Consider the following 17,528-nt stretch of genomic DNA (forward strand, 5'->3'; position numbering starts at 1 on the left):
GGTGTCATCGCTCACATACCAAAGAGCGGCTGGAGCATGCGGCCGATAACGCTCTTGAAACGCATCTTGCCCTCCATGGCTGCGAGGCAGATACACTCACCATTCTTGTCGACAACAGGCTGGTGTTCAACGTCCTCGTCCATTTCCGCCAGATCACCCGGTCGGAACGTACCGAATCGGTCGGAGAACGAGCCAGACACGATATAGGTGAACTCCGTGCCCACATGACCGTGATCGGGAAGAGCCCGACCGGGGCCGACCTTGAGCAGAATGAGGTTGGCATCCGGATCCTTTGGTACGCCAATCCGGCTCATCTTCATGCCTGGACCGATCCAGCGCCAGCGGCCGATGTCACAGCCCCGCAAGGCTTCCGGCAGGCGGACGCCCTCGATCTCCAGCCATGCGGGCGGTGCGGGCTCGAGGGGTGCCGCGTCATTTTCGTCATCGAGTATCGACAGCAGGTTGTTCAGCGCCGTTGCCGAAAGAGGCGTGGGTTCAATCTCCTCGAGAAGGGCGCCGCCAAGCGCTTCATATTCGCCGACGCGGGCGCAGCAGGCCGGGCAGCTAGCCAGGTGCGCCTCGACGACGATGGCCGGCGCTGCGGCAAGAGTGCCAGCTGCAAATCGCATCAAGGTCTCGTCGGTTGCGTGATGTGTTGTCATCATGGTTGGTCTTCCAGCAGCGCGCGCAGGCGGTTGATTGCCAGGCGTGTCCTAGATTTCACGGTGCCGAGCGGGATGCCCAGTTCATCGGCGATTTCGGTCTGCGATTTCTCACTGAAGTAGGAGAGCCGGATAATCGTCTGTTGCTCCGGCGAGAGTGCGGTCAGCGCATGGCGCACCTGCGCGTCCCGCTCGGACTCAAGTAGTCCGTCCTCGACCGTCTCCGGTACGGTTTCGGCATCGGGCGGCAGAGTCGCCGGATCACGCTGCCGGCGCAGGTGGTCAATGCGGATGTTGCGCGCGACCGTGAAAATCCATGTCGCGACACCCGCCCGCTCAGGATCAAAATAGGAGGCCTTGCGCCAGACGTTCAGCATCGTCTCCTGCACCAGATCTTCCGCCACACCGGAGGAGATCGTCCAGCGCAGGAAGAAGGATTTAAGACGCGGTCCGAAATAACGAAACAGCAGTGCGAACGCCTGCCGATCCCGCTCTCGAGCGATCTGCACCATCATTCCGACAAGCTGATCGGGAGAGGGCGCCTGTTGTGCTTCCAGTGAATTCACCATGGCGAGCCGCCGGCCGGTCGGCACACCTTGCTGACGATCGATCTCAACACGGCTCGAAACTTCATTCATGCGTCTTTCTACGCGGTGTTGTCCGAAGCGGATCACACGGACCGAAATAGGTCTTGCGCGGTGATCCGCCAGAAGCCTGCCCTCGTAAAGGTCTTTGAATGTTTATTATGAGTCTTACCGCCGCAGAAGGATCGTGATGCGCCATTTTCCTCAATCGGACCGGCCCCTGAAGATCGCGGTCGTCGGTACGGGGATTGCCGGTCTTTCTGCTGCTTGGCTTTTGTCGCAACGCCATGAGGTTGTAGTTTTTGAGGCGCAGAACCGCATCGGCGGCCATTCTCACACCGTCGTTGCGGGTGGAACTCCAGTTGACACCGGCTTTATCGTCTACAACGAAGCGACCTATCCCAACCTTACGGCGCTGTTTGCACATCTCGAAGTCTCTACGAAGGCCTCGGACATGTCCTTTGCTGTCTCGATGAACGCGGGACAACTCGAATATGCGGGAACCAATCTGGCCGGTCTTTTTGCCCAGCGAAGCAACCTTGCAAGCCCTCGCTTCTGGTCGATGCTGCGAGACCTCGTGCGCTTCTATCGGCAGGCGCCGAGTGGAGTTCGAAATCTCGATCCGTCCGCAAGCCTCAACGATTATCTTGATGGCGCAGGCTTCGGCCGAGCGTTTCGAGAAGATCATCTCTATCCGATGGCGGCTGCAATTTGGTCCACACCGGCGCTGGAGATTGGGAATTATCCGGCGCTATCCTTCGTACGCTTTTGCGAGAATCATGGTCTCCTGAAATTCGTGCGGCGTCCGGTCTGGCGCACGGTCGACGGCGGTAGCCGCGCCTATGTCGAGCGGCTGACTGCGCCCTTCCGCGACCGCATCCGAACGAAGGCACCGGTAACGGCAATCCGTCGCCTAAATGGCGCGGTGGAGATTTCCGTGCCGGGGTCCGAGCCTGAGTGGTTCGACCATGTCGTGATCGGTACTCATGCCGATGAGGCGCTCGCTATGCTTGCGGATCGGTCGGGGCGAGAGATTGAGCTGTTGAGCGCTTTCACCTATGGCGAGAACGAGACGGTGCTGCACGGGGACGAGAGCCTGATGCCACGCCGCAGGCGTGTTTGGGCGAGCTGGAACTATCTGGCCAGTTCTGGAAGCGATGGCGCTGTTGCGCGCAAACCCTGCGTTACCTACTGGATGAACCGCCTGCAGGGCATAGCTGATCCCCGCCCATACTTCGTGACGCTGAGCCCGTTGCACGCGCCGGCCGAAGACAAGGTCTTCTGGCGAGGCCTTTATAAGCATCCTCTTTTCAACGCGACGACGCTCTCAGCGCAAAAACAGCTCTGGTCGTTGCAGGGCCATGCCAATACCTGGTTCTGCGGCTCCTACTTCGGCTCCGGCTTCCACGAGGACGCGATCCAAGCCGGCATTGCCGTTGGTGAAAGCCTTGGTGGCGTGGCGAGGCCATGGTCCGTTGAAGGAGAATCGGATCGAATTTTTAAAATGGTGCACGAATGACCTGCAACTGAGAATTTCCTCGGATGCGGGAGCAAAGCTCGGCGAGAGCCTGTTCTTCGCTCTCGACCAAGTCCGATGTGCCATTGCTAAGGGAACTGATGAAGTAATCGTTGCCGGCCGCACTCATTGCTTAGATACTGGGCCGCTCGGGCGTCGGCCCTCAAATCCCCGAGCCGTCGAGCTGCTGGGCGTCGTCGCCTTCCCAGGGGGAGGGCATCGAGGTGCGATTGGCGGAGGGCATCGGCATCCAGCACTTCAGCTCCGGCTCGGCATATTCGATGATGTGGCCGGGCGAGGAATCGGAGGCGCGCCAGCCTTCTGCGCCGAACTGATCGCCATGCGACCAATAGGCGAGGTCGACTTCCGCCGGGCCCTGTTCGGACGCGCGGATCGTCACCAGGATCCGGCTGCCGTCTTTCGGAGCGCTTGCCATCTGGCGCCAGCGGTCTTGGTCGTCCATCGTCTTTCCTCCTGCCTCGCTGCAGGCGAGTGTCGCCTCGCCATCGAAAACGGTCAACTCAAACTTTGACGACCGATCCGATGCAGCGCGCTGCGCGTACGACGATGGTCGATGCCGGTCACCGCAGCTGCTGTCGGATCATGGGCAAAGCCAGGGTCAGGAGCACGGCGAAAACCATGACGACGCCATAAGGCACCTTCCGGCTCGCCCGGATTTCCGCGATGCGCATGAAAAAAGCGAGATGTGCGACGGGCAACGGCACCGGCAGCCGCAGAGCCAGGAGCGTCAGAATGCCGAGGACAAGGAGGAAAAACGAAAACGGCAGCATTCCGTGCCATCCGACAAAAAGGCCGATCGGCAGGAAAAGCTTGGCATCTCCTGCGCCGAACAGCCGGAGTGCCCAGAGCACCGCCCTAAGCAAGAACATCAGCAGGCCGACCCCGACGTCGCTGCCAATTCCGCTCGAAGCAAACAGCGCGGCGCCGACATCTTCGGAGCTGAGAATCACAGCCACCGCGCGCAATACATAGAGTGTTACGAGCGCAAGAACGACCGTGTTGGGGATCTTCCTCCACCGCTTGGGATCGTGCTTTTTCTATCCGTGCTTCTGGCTTGCATCGCTGCCATTTCAGCATCATCAAGCGGATACGATCGGCGTGATAAAAAGGCCGAGCCGGCCCGGTCAATAACAATCGGCCGGAGTCTCGTGGCCTTCCGCTAGAATCTCGGCGGCCGGCTTTGCGGAGGGCAGGAGCCGTCTTCAGTTTCGCTTCAGTTACGCCTAATCCAGCGCTCATAAACGATTGCTAAAAAGCAATGCAAAGCTCGCCAGCCGTCTCTGGCGAAAGCTCATGCCGCTGGCTCCGACTTTGCGGGGCTCACAGTGAACTGCATCACATGTCGATTGGAAGAAACCTGTATGCCTTCTCCTCTGCGGACAATAGGACCGTCGTCCAGAAAGGCGATCTGGATATTCTTTGCCGTTGTGCTGGTTCTGGCCGGTATCGCTTCTGTCAATCCGGTCGAGGCGCAAGCTTCCCCCGAAAGGAGAATAGCGTTGGTCGTGGGCAACGCCGCCTACAAGGCAGGCGCCTTGCCGACGCCGGCCAACGATGCCGGGCTGATTGCGCAAACGCTGCAGGCGGCCGGCTTCGATGTGATCGGCGCGCGCGACCTCGACCAGAACGGATTGCGCGACGCGATGCGGGACTTTCTGACGAAAGCGAATGCATCGGGACCCGATACCGTCGTCTTCGTTTATCTGGCGGGCTATGGTGTGCAATATCAGGGCGATAACTATTTCGTGCCGGTCGACGCCCAGATCGCCAATGCCACGGATGTGCCGGTCGAAGCGCTGCGCATAACCGATTTCACCAGATCGCTGGCCGGCATCAACAATGGCGGCAGCATCGTCGTGCTCGATGCGGCAAGAGCCAATCCATTCGTGCAGTCCAATCAGCCGCTGGCCGGCGGTCTGGCGCTCGTCGACCCGGACGCCAATCAGCTGATCGCTTTCAATGCGGCGCCGGGGACTGTCGCCGCGCAGGAAGCCGGCCCCTATGGTTCCTATGCCCATGCCCTGGCGGAAATGATCCGCATCGGCGGGCTGCCGCTCGATGATGTATTTGACCGGACGCGGTTGCGGGTCAGCGATCTGACCAAGGGCGCGCAGATTTCCTGGAATGCTTCCAAATTCAAGAGCGCCTTCACCTTTTTCGATCGCGGTCCCAATCCGCCTGCCGCCCAGGTGTCCAGCTACGACAATGCTGCGATCCGGACGAAGCCGATCGGCGATTTCGACGAGCGGGATGCCTATTTCGCGGCGCTCGATCGCGACACGATGCGCGGTTACGAGGATTTCCTGGCAGCCTATCCGAACGATTCCATGGCAAGGCGGGTGCGTGCGATCATTGCAGCGCGCCGCGAAGCGATCACCTGGCGCGAAAGCTGGAATGCGGATACGCCGGAGGCCTATTGGTCCTATCTGAGACGTTATCCGCGTGGTCCCCATGTCTGGGATGCCCGCCGTCGTCTGGAACATTTCGAGGCAGCGCTCGAGCCGCCCCCGTCATTTTCGGTGATCGAGTATGACGTGCCGCCGCCGCCGCCGCCGGAAATCGTCTATGTCGATCGGCCCGTCCTGTATTTCGATGACGCCGACTTCGGTTATGCGCCGCCGCCGCCCGTCGTCTTCCTGGCACCGCCGCCACCGGATTTCGTCACGCTTGCGCCGCCCAGACGATCGGTCGATCTCTACGTGCTGCCGGCGCCGGTCTTCGTTCCGGTCCCCGAATGGGTGGACCCCCCGCGTGATATCGCGCCGCCCGAAAACAACATCATTTTCAACAATATTCACAATACGGTCGTCAACAATACGGTTGTCAACGAGAACGAGGCCGCACCGGCTGCGCCTGGATTGACGACGGGAGAAAAGCTCGCCGGCGCGGCCGTCATCGCCGGCGCGGGCGCAGCAGCACTCCACGTTGCCTTGCCGCCCTCGGTACAGAAAAAGGCTGCGGTTTTGCAAAGGCAGGTCCCGGCCGCAGCCGAGAAACCGACAGCTGCAGCCGGTTTGGCGCCGGCGCCCGTCCCTTCGGTCCAGCCCCAGGCACAGACAAAGATACAGGCGCAACAGCCGCAGCCCCCTGCTACTCACGCGCTTCCCGGCGCCAACGGCCAGCCGCTGCCGCCCGCCGGCAAGCTGGCAAATGAGCCGCCGGCGGCTCCGGCAGAAAAAACGCAGCCGCTCAAGGCCGAGCCCAGCACGGCGCAGAAACCGACGACGGTCGCGCAACCGCCGCTTCAGGGCGCAAATCCCGACGCGCATGCGCTTCCCGGTTCAAAGGGCCAGCCGCAGTTGCCCGAGGCCAATGCGCCTGCCGTCAAAGGTCAAAGCCAGGTCGCCAAGACTCCGGCACCAACGGCAGCACCGAATGCGAAGCCGAAAGCAGGTGCCGCAGCCCCGAACCCCGACGCTCACAGGCTGCCGACAAAGCCTGCGGCGCCGGCAATTATGGACAATACGCCAGCAAAACCCGGCGTTCCCAACAACCGCGAGCCGCAGCCCGGCAATCAGCGCCATGTTGTTGCGTCGCCGTCTCGAGAGGCCGCCGCGCCGCCATCCTTGCCGAGGGGGCCGCATGTTGCAGCGCCCGCGCAGGTACCTGTTCCAAAACCACCGGCCGAACCCAAACTAAAGGTCGAACCGAAGATACAGGCCGAACCCAAACCCCAGGCTGAGCCCAAGCCCGAACCCAAGCCGGCAATCGTCGAGCAGCAGGCGAAGCGACCGCCGGCCGCAAAAAAGAAGAAGTGCGGCGCTCCGGATCAACCCGCATGCCCCTGAGGCAATTGGCATAGAGGAGAAAATTGCCTTTGGAGAGGGGGATCATTTGCTGACGTTCGAGGCGCGGAGCAGGGCGCATATGGTCTCATCGGACAGGCCATTATTCCGGGCGGCGGCGCTATCGTTGCCGCTGATATTCCTGGGGTCCCATTCGGCCTTGAGCCAGGAAGCAAAATCCTCCGATAACCAGTGGATCATAACCCTTGGCGGATCCGTCGAATACGGTCCTTCCTATGAAGGATCCAAGCACCTTTCCTTCAGTGGTATGCCGTCTTTCGATTTTCGACGGTTCGGCGAAGCGCCTGAATACGGCGCGCCGGACGATAATATCGACTACGGGCTGTTCGATATCGGCGGTGTCGACATCGGCCCTGTCGTCGGCTTGAGAGGAGGGCGGTCGGCATTCGACGATTCCGAACTGCAGGGTTTGCATTCGGTCCAGTGGAACTTGGACGCCGGCGTCTTTGCGCAATATTGGCCGATAGAGGATCGCCTGCGTGTGCGGGCGGAAACACGTCAGGCGCTGTGGGGCGGCGACGGTCTGCTTGCCGATCTCTCTCTCGATTGGTTCCAGCCGGTCGGCGATCGCTGGCTGTTGTCTGCCGGTCCGCGCATGTCTCTGGCAAACGGCGCCTATATGCGCAACAATTTCGCGGTTTCCGCCGAGGAAGCTGCCAAGAGTGGTCGCGTCGCGGCGTTCGACGCGAATGGCGGTCTCAAATCCGTCGGTTTCACGGTGGCCGCCACCTATACGTTCTCACCGGCCTGGAGCGTGCAGATCTACGACAAATATAACCGCCTGGTGGGCGATGCCGCCGACAGCCCGATCACCTCAAGGCTCGGCTCAGCCGACCAGAACGTCATCGGTATCACGCTCAGCCGCTCCTTCCAGATCGGCTTTTGAACTTTGCGCTGCCGCTGTCTCATGCTGGCCGATATAGTCCCGCGTCACGGGAATGACGTGCGGCAGAAGCGTTCGTCGTAAAGGGCGGCAGCCTCCTGCCTTAAAACGTCAGGCCGCCTCCGAGCGCCGGAGGCGGCGCGATGCAGGCTTACTTGGCATTCATGACAAATTCAGTCGTGTAGGTCTTTGACAAGTCGATCGACTTGCCCTGAACGTTTTTCGAAAATTCAGAGAGAACGGCAAGAACCGTTTTCGGTCCGTCTTCCGGCATTACACCATCGGGCGTAAACATGGCTTTGCCATTTTCCAGGGCTTTCACGTAGCCCTCCTTGTCGCCGACGTAAAAGTCGCTCGGCATCTTGTCCGCGATCTCGGACGCGGAGTGCGTATTGATGAAATGCAGCGTCTTAACGAAAGCATTTGCAAGCTTCTGCACCTCTTCCTTATGTGCATCGACCCAGGCGGCGTCCATATAAAGAGACGCGGCCGGATAAGTGCCACCAAGGACGGCCTTGGTTCCTGCCATCGTCCGCATGTCGATCAGAACTTTTGCCTCGCCGGTTTTGAGCATGCGGGAGATCGTCGGCTCAGTAGTCATGCCGGCTTGAATGGCATCCTGCTGGATGGCGGCGATGAAGGTTTGGCCGGCACCGACAGGAACTGAGGTGAAATCGCCGAGCTTTAAGCCATTCTTGACCGCCAGATACTGCGTCAGGAAATTCGTGGACGAACCAAGCCCGGTGACGCCAAGGTTCTTACCCTTGAAATCGGCGGGCGATTTGATTTCCTGATGTTTGCTGGACACCAGTTCGACTTCGCCCGGCGCCTGGCTGAATTGCACAACGGATTCGACGAATTTGCCCTTACCCTGCAGGTCGATGCAATGATCGTAGAAGCCGACCACACCCTGAACGGCGCCGGAGAGCATCTCGTTTTCCGCGTCCACCCCGGCCGGCTCGTTAAGAAGCTCAACGTCGAGATCTTCGTCTTTGAAGTAGCCGAGCGCTTCCGCAAGTTTTGCCGGCAGGTAAATCTGTTTTTCGTAGCCGCCCACCATGATGGAGATCTTCTCGGCAGCTTGGGCTGCCGTGGCACCAAGCGAACTGGCTGTCATGGCTAGGGCCAGGCCCGCAGAATAGATGAAAACGCGTGATGGATGCATGGAAGTCTCCTCCTGAAACTGGATGTCGCCCGCCGCGCTCCTCACGGCGTCCTCTACGAGATCCACATTCGAGCGTAACGGCCCCAAGCTTTCAGCGAGCTTTCAATCTAAAGACAAGACAACCCAGAAAGCGGCGATCGTTATAAAAACCATCCCTTCCCATGGACGTAGGTGCCGGCTCAGGCCGCAGCGTAGGGGCCATTGGATGTTTGGGTCAGAGGGCGTGCCGCCGACCTTGGCAATGAGGCGATCTTGCGAATGCCGCGTCAGTCCCTTTTGGCGGCAGCCAAGCCTTAGTTTTCGTTGGCCGCAACCAGTTCGCCATCCTCCCTGACCTCAATGAATTCCTCCCCTTCATGCCGCAAGCTCATGAACGCTACGATCGTAACGATCGCGGCGAGGAAGACCGCACTCGTTACGATTGTGCCGAGGCCGAGGCCGCCATATTGTGCGGGCTGAGACATCAGGTCGCCGAACGAAGCACCCAGAGGCCTTGTCAGAATGTAGACCAGCCAGAAACCAAGTATCGGATCGAGATCCAAGAAGAAGTAGCCGATGGCGAGCGAGATGATGATCATGCCGAACAGGACACCGGCAGCCAAATATCCCAGCGCGAATTTCTCAGCCACCAGATCGCCCGCTGCCGTGCCGAGCGCGAAGGTGAACAGGATAGCGAGCCAGTAGAAAGCTTCGCGCCGCCCAGTGAATATGGAGTGGATTGAAAGTGTCCGCTCCGTCTGGAACCACAGCAGGAAAGTCAGCGCCAGGGCGATAGAGAATGCAATGGTCGTATCCATCAGTGGCACTCGGAAGTTATCGACCAGATTGTCGGTAATCAACGTACCAACGATGCTGATCAGCACCACGGAAAGCCAATAGGCGGCGGGACCATATTTCTTCTGCGCAAACTGCCATACCAATGCGACGGCCAGAATAGCGGACATGATCAGCGATGTTGCCGTCAGCCCCAAACCCATTTGCACGTTGAGATAGTCGGCGGCCGTTTCACCCATGGTAACGGCCATCAGTTTGATGAGCCAGAAATCGGTCGTGACGCGGGGAACACGATTATAAACGACAGCTTTGGCAGCCGGTGCAAACATAACGAGTCTCCTTGAACGAGCGTTGAAAGTCTCGCGGGGTAATTCTGGCATGGGGTGACGCGGTTCGCCGCCCGCCTATTGAGCAAGCTGCGACGGGTTGTTGAGAACCGCCATGAGAGCGGTGAGCGTTTTATTGACTTTGTCAGCGGACGGAGCGGATTGACGCAGCGCCTTCAGCGCCGCGTCGGAGGCGGCGTCAATGTTGTTCCAGTCGTTCGGGTTTAGCGGACGGATCGCGGTCTCGGCCTGGTCCCAGGCCGTTTCATAGTCGGTGATACGCTTTGCGGCGCCGCCGAGGTCGCCCTTGGAGGCGAGGCTCTGAACGTCGGCGACGATGGTTTTGAACGATGATAGATCGCCGAGACCCGCCGTTTTGGCGGGCGCCTTGTTGGCGTAGAGTTCAAAACTCGTGAAGGCCGCCACCGGAGCGGCAATGAGCGCGATGACAAGAAAGATCTGTCTCATCAGTGGATTCCCTGAATACTGGCACTGCAAGGAAGGCGTCACGTTAGTGTCGCCCCTCGCCGGTTGAATGGTGCGCCTGCTGTGGCAGCGCGGTACGTTCGCTCTTTTGCCAGCGGCGTTTGGCCGGCCTGCTGTGAGTACGCGGGTTTAATTAGCTGAGAATTAGAGCGGATGTCGGCGTAGCAACCGATAGCAATCAACCGTGTGCCAATGGCGCGCGAATGCGGCGGCCGGTAGTGGCACCGGCCGCCGCAACCTTTATTTCTGCGAAACCAGATGGGAGACAACCGCCTTGCCGCCCTTGTCCGCATAAGTTAACTGGACCTTCTCACCGACGCGGAGTTTGGTGTCTTCGATCCCTTCGGGCAGGACGTAAGTCTTGCCGTTCGACAGCGTGATCGTATCGGCATTCTTGCTGATCGCAGTGATCGTGCCGGATGTCTGGGCAGCGAATGCTGCACTGATCGGCGCCAGCACCAGCATCGCGGCCATAAGCATTTGCGTTTTCATTCTCGTTCTCCTTTCACGGTTTCCGCCCCATCTCTGCAAACTTTCACAACGGCAGCATGGTCTTGCTAAACAACGCCCGTTCTCATTCACCTCTGAGCTTCTCTGTGACGTGTATACGGCTACGCATCGTCTCGCCCGTCGCGGCCAGCAAAGCGGTGCCGGCGGCGGTGATGACAAGGGCAGCGATATAGAACCAGGGCACGGAAAGCACATCGGGCGGCGGGTCGAACACGCCAGTCAGCAGCTTGACGAGTACATAGGCAACCAGGGCGCCAGCCAGGAGACCCAGAACCATGCCGCCACCGATGACCAGTGCGGCTTCGCTCCAAACGAACGCGCCGAGTTGTCTTGGTCTGGCTCCGAGCGCGACAAGAACTGCGAAGGAGCGCTCGCGGTCGGCAAAGCCCAGCCCAAGCACCAGCCCGCCCGAGGCGGCCAGCATGACCAGCGCGAAGATCAGCTCAAGCCGCGTCAAACCGGCGAGATCAACTGCGGTGAGGCTCGATCCGATCAAGGCGACCGCATCACCGATCTGACTGACTTTGAGCCCCGGAAGACCTGCAGCCGCGCGTTGGGCGGCCCGCGCGATGCGGGCCGGATCGCCGTTCGACCGGATGAGAACGATCTCGCTTTCGGCAGAACCTGTCTGCTGCGCAACGTAAGCGGCGTTGGCAACCAGAAACGAATCCTTGGGTGCAGTCGGGAATTCGCGCACCACGCCCACAATGTGGAAGGGCACGACATGGTATTGGTGGTCTGCCGCGTTTTGCAGGCGAAGATTGATGCTGTCGCCGCGACTGAGCTGATAGTCGTTGACGGTTTCCTGCGATACGAGCACGCCGTCGGGCGTTTGTGTAAGCTCGGTGAGTGTCGCCCTGGCGTCGCCATTGGCGAAATAGGCATCGGACATCGCCGTGGCTGTCCCGATGCGCACCGGATCGATGCCGTATAGATCCTGAAGGTCGGTTCCGACGTAAGCGTATCGATGTTGCATGGGCTCGGAAGCCACTATACCCGGCAGCTTGGAAAGGCGCTCGAGCGCCTGGGATGCAGGCACGGCGGATGTACCCGTGACGGTGATGTCGGCCCCGTTGGTGAGTTCCGCGTCGATCCGTGTCTGAGCCTGATAGGTTGCGTTGAAAATCGCGGTCGATGCGGCGAAGGCGAAGGCCAGCGCAGCCAGGCCGATGCCCGCACTCAGTCGCGGACTTTGCCGTCCCAATGTTGCGGCCACCACATTCGCGAGACGACCGGAGACGGGTCGCAAGCCTCTGGCGATCACCGGCCGACCTTGCCGCAACCCGGCCCCGACCAGTCGCATCGCCGATAGCGCCATGCCAGTCCAGAGCAACAAAGGGGCGAGGAAGGCGGAGTAGTCGACCGCCGCCGCTGCCACGCCTTCCGGCGCAAGAACGACTTGGTATCCGCTCGCTGCCGAACGCCAGTAGAGCGCCGCAGCGAGCGCCAGCAGCCCAAGGTCAAGATGGAAGCGGGCCCAAAGCGGTGCCTGGTCATTGCCGATTGGCCGCCGCGCGTCCGCAACGGTCGAGCCGCGGGCGTCGCGCCAGGCGGGGATCAGGATTGCTGCGAGCGAAAGCGCGATCCCGGCCACCGCCACAGCGCTGAGCAAAGGAACAGCTGCGCCCCGCAAGAGCGCCACCCCGAGAATGAAATGTGCAGCAGGAGCAGCAAGGAGAATACCGAGGATCGCACCGCCGACACCCGCAACTGCCGCTTCAGCGGCAGCCAAGCGAAGAACCGTATCGACCGTTGCCCCCCGCAAGCGCAGCAACGCCTGATCGCGGCGACGTTTGTCCCGTCCCGCTCCGGCTACGGCAAGGGTCAGCAGGATGGCGAGGATAGCGCCGGGGGCGCCAAGGAACAGGAAAACCAGCCGCGCATAGAGGGCATCCTCGCGCACCGCCTCCAATCGGGCCGCCAGGTTGTTTGCAAGCAGCGCGGTTCCAGCGACGCGAGCCTCGAAATTGTGGCCGCGCTCAGATGCCCAGGTGCTCCCAGCGACTGGGTCGGAGGGAAGATCATGATGATCGAGCTTGACGTGAAACTCGGTCCGAATGGTATCGGGCCGCCTGGCGTCTTGCTGCTCGAACACCTGCTGCCACTGCGATATCGGCAACAGCAGAACGTTGTCCGGCGGGGCTTGTGGTGCGGCGCCAGCCGGGACGCCGATCGCCTGAAACATCGCATCGGCGTTCGGCAAATCGACGATGCCGGCGATCGTCACGCTGACATCAGGTGCTTGGCGGCGGTGGATGATGACCTGATCCCCCACTGTGACATGCAGGTTGGCGGCAGTCTGCTGCGCTATGAGGACGCCGTCGGCCGATCCTACCAGCCGTCGAACCTGTGCCGGGAATTGGTCGAAATAGCCCGGTCCGATGCCAAGCGCCGTTCCGCCACCCGTGGTCTGCACGGTGCCTCCCGTGCTCGCTTCAAAGCCTGGTACGTCGGCATAGTTGATCTGCTGCGAGCCGGTAACCGGCGCGGCTGAGCGGATCGCAGCCTCGACTGCACTATGATCTGCTCCCGGCAGAGCCTGGACCTGCCAGTCGACGGGCACTTGGGCGACCGACCGTGCCGCCATCTCCGCCGCGCTGGATTGCAAAAAGGCGCTCAGGCACGCGATGAAGGCGACCGTCAGCGCTACACCGCCGATGGTGCCGACGAGGCGGCCGGAACGGGTTCGCACAAGTCCTGTCAGCCAGTGCCTGTACATGTGAGCCTCTCGTCCATTCTTTCAAATTTGCCATGGCGCATCCGCCAGACGCGGTTCATCTTTGCTGCTACGCGCTCATCATGCGTGGCGATGATGATGGCGCTTCCAGTCTGTTGTCCCCAAGCAAGGAGCCGGTCGACCAGTATCGCAGCGCCAGCCTGATCGAGTTGGCCTGTCGGCTCGTCAGCGACGATCAATTTCGGATTGGTGACAATGGCACGGGCTACGGCGATCCGCTCAGCCTGGCCGCCGGAGAGCTGCTCTGGCAACTTTCCCGCGAGCGCTTCGACGCTGAAAGTGGCAAGCGCTGCCAGGGCGCGCGCCTCGGCTTCGGAGCCGTCACCGAGAAGGATCGGTAGCTCGACATTCTCAAGGGCGGTGAGTGCGGGCATCAGGTTCGCAGATTGGAAGACGACGCCAATTCGCTCCGGGCGCAGTGTGTCGGGCGAACCAAGCCCAGGCCATTCCACTCGTCCTGAGCTTGGGACGTCCAGTCCTGCGATCAGGTTTAAAAGCGTCGTCTTTCCGCAGCCCGACGGCCCCACGATTGCAATGGTTTCCCTCGCTTTAATCTTGAAGGAGCATCCTTGAACGGCTGCCACGACGCCACGTTCACGCTGGAAGCTGCGCCAAAGATCGGCGGCCTCAACAAGGGTTCTAGTCATGCACGATGCCTCCATCGCGGATGTCGATCATGCGATCGGCTCGTGCAGCGAGGGCAAGGCTGTGCGTGACGACCAGGACGGCAGTCCCGCTGCGACAAACTTCGACGAGGCGATCGATGACGAGCTGTTCCGTTGCTGCGTCGACTTCGGCAGTGGGTTCATCGCAGAGCAGAATCTGTGGTTTTGCGGCCAGCGCGACGGCTAGGCCAGCGCGTGCTGCCTCCCCCCCTGAAAGGTGGGCAGGTAATACGTCGGCGAGGCCATCGAGGCCCAGACTGCCGACAAGATCATCAATTTCGCCTGGTCGCCCATGGCCGGAAATCTCCATCTGGAGACGGATGTTGGCTCGCACCGTCAGATGCTCGAACAGATTGCCGGATTGCATGAGCATGCCAAAATGACGTGCCCTAAGCCGAGCCCGCTCCGGCTCGGGGCGTCGCGTCATGCGTTCGCCCAGGACAGACACTACGCCCCCGTCCGGCTCATCGAGCCCGGCAAGGCAGGCAAGCAGCGTCGATTTCCCGCTGCCCGACGGCCCCCTCAAAGCGGTGAATTCTCCAGCATCGAGCGCGATGGCAACCCCGCGTAAAGCCACGACTTCGTCGTCGCCTGCATGATAGAAGCGATAAAGCTCGGTCGCCTCCAGTACACGCATGTGCTCATCTCCACTGCAAAGAGTTGGAGATCAATTGCCACTGGTCGACATTGTCTGCACCGGCCGGTGCGGCAAGATCGAGTGTGAGCGTCCTGCCACCCTTGAACAGAATGAAGCGCTCGTGCTCGAGCCTGACCTGCTTGTTCGTCACCGGATTTGGCGCGGAATTCGACACATAACTGATGCGAACGGCTGGCCCGGCTGCGAGCTTTACATCCTTGACAACGGTGACTTTGACGGCGTGTCCGGCCGTTTTGAGGTCCGGGATTTCGTGGGCCTTGGCTGAGGACGCCGTTGGTGCAGCACTCGCGGCGCCAAGACTAGCAACTAGTTCATCGTATTTATCGAAGAACCGAACGCCATGGTCGATCTCGATGCGTGACCATCCTTCTGGCACCTTCAGAGCAAATCCGTCTGGAGAGGTGTAGGTGACGAAGACTTGATTATCCGGAATGTCACCCGGCGGGTTCGTCTCAGGCGCGACGAGTTTCTCCTGGGCCACAGCGGGAGGAAACGCGCCGGATGACACCATGAGCAGCAAGGCTATTGCGGCGGATATTCGATAGCGGACAGTCATGATTTAGCGCTCCTCTGCGGACTTGAGCAGGCATGTGACGCCAGCAGAATTAGGAGGGTCTTAGATGATCAGCCGTAGTGCAGTCAGCCTGCACCAAAATCTGTGCAGTTGGACGCGTTTAGGCTACTTTGAAGCATGCGTGTTCTTGTGATCGAAGATGATGTCATGCTTGGCCGGGCCCTCGTACAAGCCCTCGACGATGCCGGCATGTCGGTAGACTGGGTGCGGGACGGGCACCTCGGGAACGAAGCCGTCGCGGTTGGCGGGCATGGTCTTGTGTTGCTCGACCTTGGCTTGCCCGGCCGCTCCGGCCTTGAGATTCTTAGCTCGCTGCGGGCAGCCGGCGACAAGAGGCCAATCCTGGTGATCACCGCTCGTGACGAGCTCGACGATCGCGTCACGGGGCTCGACCTCGGGGCAGACGATTATCTGGTGAAGCCGTTCGAGGTCAAAGAACTGCTTGCACGCATGCGTGCGGTCTTGCGCCGGCATGGAGGTCAGGCGGTTTCGATCCTCTACACGAGCGAAATCGAGCTCGATCTATCTAGCCATGAGGTGAAATATCGGGGGTGCGGCGAAGTATTGCCAGCGCGCGAATTTGCACTGCTTCAGGCATTGCTGGAGCGTCCCGGAACCATTCTTTCGCGCACCCAACTCGAGGAAAGGCTCTATGGCTGGGGTGAGGAGGTGGAAAGCAACGCTATCGACGTGCTGATCCACTACGTGCGACGCAAGTTCGACAAGGATATTGTACGCAACGTCCGAGGGGCAGGTTGGATGGTCCCCAAGTGAGAGGTACAACTTCGATCCGACGCACGGCTTTCTTATGGCTCGCCGGCTTGATGGCAACCATCGGCGTCATTGCGGCGACAACATCATATTTCCTCGTTCAGAACGAGGCATCGGACTTCCTCGACAATCAGCTGCGGCAGATCGCAGTTTATGTCGGGGATGCGCGTTCATCGCCAGAAACAAGTGCAGATAACGGTGCACCGCACGATCCCGAAGACGACTTCGTCATCCAGGTCTGGGATGCGGCCGGTCGGACGTTGCGACAATCGCATCCCGCCGTCGGTATCCCCCGCCAATCAGCGACCGGTTTTACCGACGTTTCGACCGGCAGTGACAATTGGCGCGTCTACACGCTGGCAGCGCCGGATCGAACTGTTCAGGTTTCCCAAGATATGAGCGTCCGGCAGGAACTGGCGGCCAATGCGGCGCTCCAGGCGGCGCTTCCCATCATCGTTCTGATTCCGTTGTCATTGCTGACACTGAGTTGGATCATCGATCGGATCATGGCTCGACTCAATCGCCTGGCCGTCGCGGTCGCCTCGCGAGACACGACGGTGGACAGCCCCGTTCCGACCGACGACGTGCCCGCCGAAGTCATTCCCTTCGTAAATTCGATCAATCTGTTGCTCGCCCGGCTCCGCGCACTGCTGGAGAGACAGCGGCGGTTTATTTCTGACGCGGCCCACGAATTGCGCACACCGCTCTCGGCGCTGCAAATTCAAATCGACAACCTTCGGCACGACGATCGGGATGGCCGATTTTCCAACCGTTTGACTGAGCTTGAAGCTGGAATCGGCAGAGCCACCAGCCTCGTGAGCAAGCTCTTGCGCCTCGCGCGCTACGACGCTTACGAGACCGCGCCCGCGCCGCAGCCGGTCGACCTCGTCCAGCTTGCGCTCGACACTGTTGCGCGGCTGACCCCGCTCGCCGAGAGCCGGGAGATTGACCTCGGCATCACGCGCCGGGACAAGGCTATCATGATCGGTGCGCTGGCCGATTTGGAGATCATCCTTGACAATCTCGTCGAGAACGCCGTGCGGTACACTCCACCGGGTGGAACCGTCGACGTTGCGGTGGTCGTCGCTGGGCAAGAAACACGAATCGAAATCCGCGACACCGGCCCCGGTATCGCTGAGGAAGAGATGCCACGCGTCTTTGAACGCTTCTTCAGGGCAAGGCGTGAGGATAGCGAGGGGAGCGGCTTGGGGTTGGCGATCGCAAAGGCGGCAGCCGAAAGGCAAGGTGTGCGGCTCACACTCGCCATGCGCGACGACGGGCCGGGCCTTGTCGCCAGTGTCATGGTGCGAACTGCCTGAGGGCCTCCTGAGAGCAGGGCGGTCGGCATTCGACGGTTCCGAACTGCAGGGTTTGCATTCGGTCCAGTGGA

Annotated in this window: 16 protein-coding genes and 1 pseudogene; 5 read left to right on the forward strand and 12 right to left on the reverse strand. The window is 60.7% G+C overall.

The genetic code is table 11. The features are described 5' to 3' along the window. Nucleotides 1–11: 11 nt before the first annotated feature. Both RHEC894_RS27095 and RHEC894_RS27100 read right to left on the reverse strand, forming a co-directional pair. Nucleotides 12–665: a ChrR family anti-sigma-E factor gene (locus tag RHEC894_RS27095; RefSeq protein WP_085739813.1), complete on the reverse strand. Its 654-nt coding sequence runs from the start codon at nucleotides 663–665 to the stop codon at nucleotides 12–14. Further along, entirely contained in the window at nucleotides 662–1,300 is a 639-nt protein-coding gene (locus tag RHEC894_RS27100; RefSeq protein WP_085739814.1) for a sigma-70 family RNA polymerase sigma factor, read from the reverse strand. The genes RHEC894_RS27095 and RHEC894_RS27100 overlap by 4 nt, the downstream gene beginning before the upstream one ends. A gap of 136 nt (nucleotides 1,301–1,436) precedes the next feature. Between RHEC894_RS27100 and RHEC894_RS27105 the strand changes: the two genes are divergently transcribed. Continuing rightward, the gene (locus RHEC894_RS27105; RefSeq protein ID WP_085739815.1) at nucleotides 1,437–2,765 is read left to right on the forward strand and encodes an FAD-dependent oxidoreductase; all 1,329 of its coding nucleotides are present in this window, start codon (nucleotides 1,437–1,439) and stop codon (nucleotides 2,763–2,765) included. A gap of 160 nt (nucleotides 2,766–2,925) precedes the next feature. On the opposite strand, the gene RHEC894_RS27110 is transcribed toward RHEC894_RS27105, so the two are convergent. Continuing rightward, nucleotides 2,926–3,225, reverse strand: coding sequence for a hypothetical protein (locus RHEC894_RS27110; RefSeq protein WP_010068825.1), 300 nt, complete (start codon nucleotides 3,223–3,225; stop codon nucleotides 2,926–2,928). A 118-nt stretch (nucleotides 3,226–3,343) separates the two neighbouring features. Continuing rightward, nucleotides 3,344–3,793 (reverse strand): annotated as a pseudogene (locus tag RHEC894_RS27115) (prepilin peptidase); the annotation flags it as partial. Nucleotides 3,794–4,282: 489 nt separating this feature from the next. Between RHEC894_RS27115 and RHEC894_RS27120 the strand changes: the two are divergent. After that, a complete protein-coding gene (locus RHEC894_RS27120; protein WP_281069175.1) occupies nucleotides 4,283–6,571 on the forward strand; it encodes a caspase family protein in 2,289 nt (762 codons plus the stop codon). Between the two features lie 79 nt (nucleotides 6,572–6,650). Next, nucleotides 6,651–7,475: a MipA/OmpV family protein gene (locus RHEC894_RS27125; RefSeq protein ID WP_085740132.1), complete on the forward strand. Its 825-nt coding sequence runs from the start codon at nucleotides 6,651–6,653 to the stop codon at nucleotides 7,473–7,475. A gap of 148 nt (nucleotides 7,476–7,623) precedes the next feature. Here RHEC894_RS27125 and RHEC894_RS27130 read toward each other — a convergent pair whose 3' ends face one another. The 8 genes from RHEC894_RS27130 to RHEC894_RS27165 form a co-directional block, all read right to left on the reverse strand. Next, the gene (locus tag RHEC894_RS27130; RefSeq protein WP_085739817.1) at nucleotides 7,624–8,637 is read right to left on the reverse strand and encodes an ABC transporter substrate-binding protein; all 1,014 of its coding nucleotides are present in this window, start codon (nucleotides 8,635–8,637) and stop codon (nucleotides 7,624–7,626) included. 293 nt (nucleotides 8,638–8,930) lie between these two features. Next, entirely contained in the window at nucleotides 8,931–9,740 is an 810-nt protein-coding gene (locus tag RHEC894_RS27135; RefSeq protein ID WP_085739818.1) for a hypothetical protein, read from the reverse strand. 75 nt (nucleotides 9,741–9,815) lie between these two features. Then, on the reverse strand, nucleotides 9,816–10,247 hold the full coding sequence (locus tag RHEC894_RS27140; protein WP_245339579.1) for a hypothetical protein: 432 nt from the start codon (nucleotides 10,245–10,247) through the stop codon (nucleotides 9,816–9,818). 216 nt (nucleotides 10,248–10,463) lie between these two features. Next, the gene (locus tag RHEC894_RS27145) at nucleotides 10,464–10,715 is read right to left on the reverse strand and encodes a DUF1344 domain-containing protein (protein ID WP_085739820.1); all 252 of its coding nucleotides are present in this window, start codon (nucleotides 10,713–10,715) and stop codon (nucleotides 10,464–10,466) included. A gap of 82 nt (nucleotides 10,716–10,797) precedes the next feature. Next, nucleotides 10,798–13,452, reverse strand: a complete 2,655-nt coding sequence (locus RHEC894_RS27150) for an ABC transporter permease (RefSeq protein WP_085739821.1) — start codon at nucleotides 13,450–13,452, stop codon at nucleotides 10,798–10,800. Continuing rightward, nucleotides 13,434–14,117, reverse strand: a complete 684-nt coding sequence (locus tag RHEC894_RS27155; protein ID WP_085739822.1) for an ABC transporter ATP-binding protein — start codon at nucleotides 14,115–14,117, stop codon at nucleotides 13,434–13,436. The genes RHEC894_RS27150 and RHEC894_RS27155 overlap by 19 nt, the downstream gene beginning before the upstream one ends. After that, nucleotides 14,110–14,772 carry an ABC transporter ATP-binding protein gene (locus RHEC894_RS27160; RefSeq protein WP_085739823.1) on the reverse strand — a complete coding sequence of 221 codons (663 nt, stop codon included), beginning with the start codon at nucleotides 14,770–14,772 and terminating at the stop codon, nucleotides 14,110–14,112. The genes RHEC894_RS27155 and RHEC894_RS27160 overlap by 8 nt, the downstream gene beginning before the upstream one ends. A gap of 4 nt (nucleotides 14,773–14,776) precedes the next feature. Continuing rightward, nucleotides 14,777–15,349: a hypothetical protein gene (locus RHEC894_RS27165; RefSeq protein WP_085739824.1), complete on the reverse strand. Its 573-nt coding sequence runs from the start codon at nucleotides 15,347–15,349 to the stop codon at nucleotides 14,777–14,779. Between the two features lie 135 nt (nucleotides 15,350–15,484). Here RHEC894_RS27165 and RHEC894_RS27170 point away from each other — a divergent pair, with 135 nt between their 5' ends. Both RHEC894_RS27170 and RHEC894_RS27175 read left to right on the forward strand, forming a co-directional pair. After that, nucleotides 15,485–16,141 carry a response regulator transcription factor gene (locus RHEC894_RS27170; RefSeq protein ID WP_085739825.1) on the forward strand — a complete coding sequence of 219 codons (657 nt, stop codon included), beginning with the start codon at nucleotides 15,485–15,487 and terminating at the stop codon, nucleotides 16,139–16,141. Nucleotides 16,142–16,191: 50 nt separating this feature from the next. Continuing rightward, the gene (locus RHEC894_RS27175) at nucleotides 16,192–17,457 is read left to right on the forward strand and encodes an ATP-binding protein (RefSeq protein ID WP_085739826.1); all 1,266 of its coding nucleotides are present in this window, start codon (nucleotides 16,192–16,194) and stop codon (nucleotides 17,455–17,457) included. Nucleotides 17,458–17,528: the final 71 nt, after the last annotated feature.

Source organism: Rhizobium sp. CIAT894 (genome assembly GCF_000172795.2).
Classification (GTDB): Bacteria; Pseudomonadota; Alphaproteobacteria; order Rhizobiales; family Rhizobiaceae; genus Rhizobium.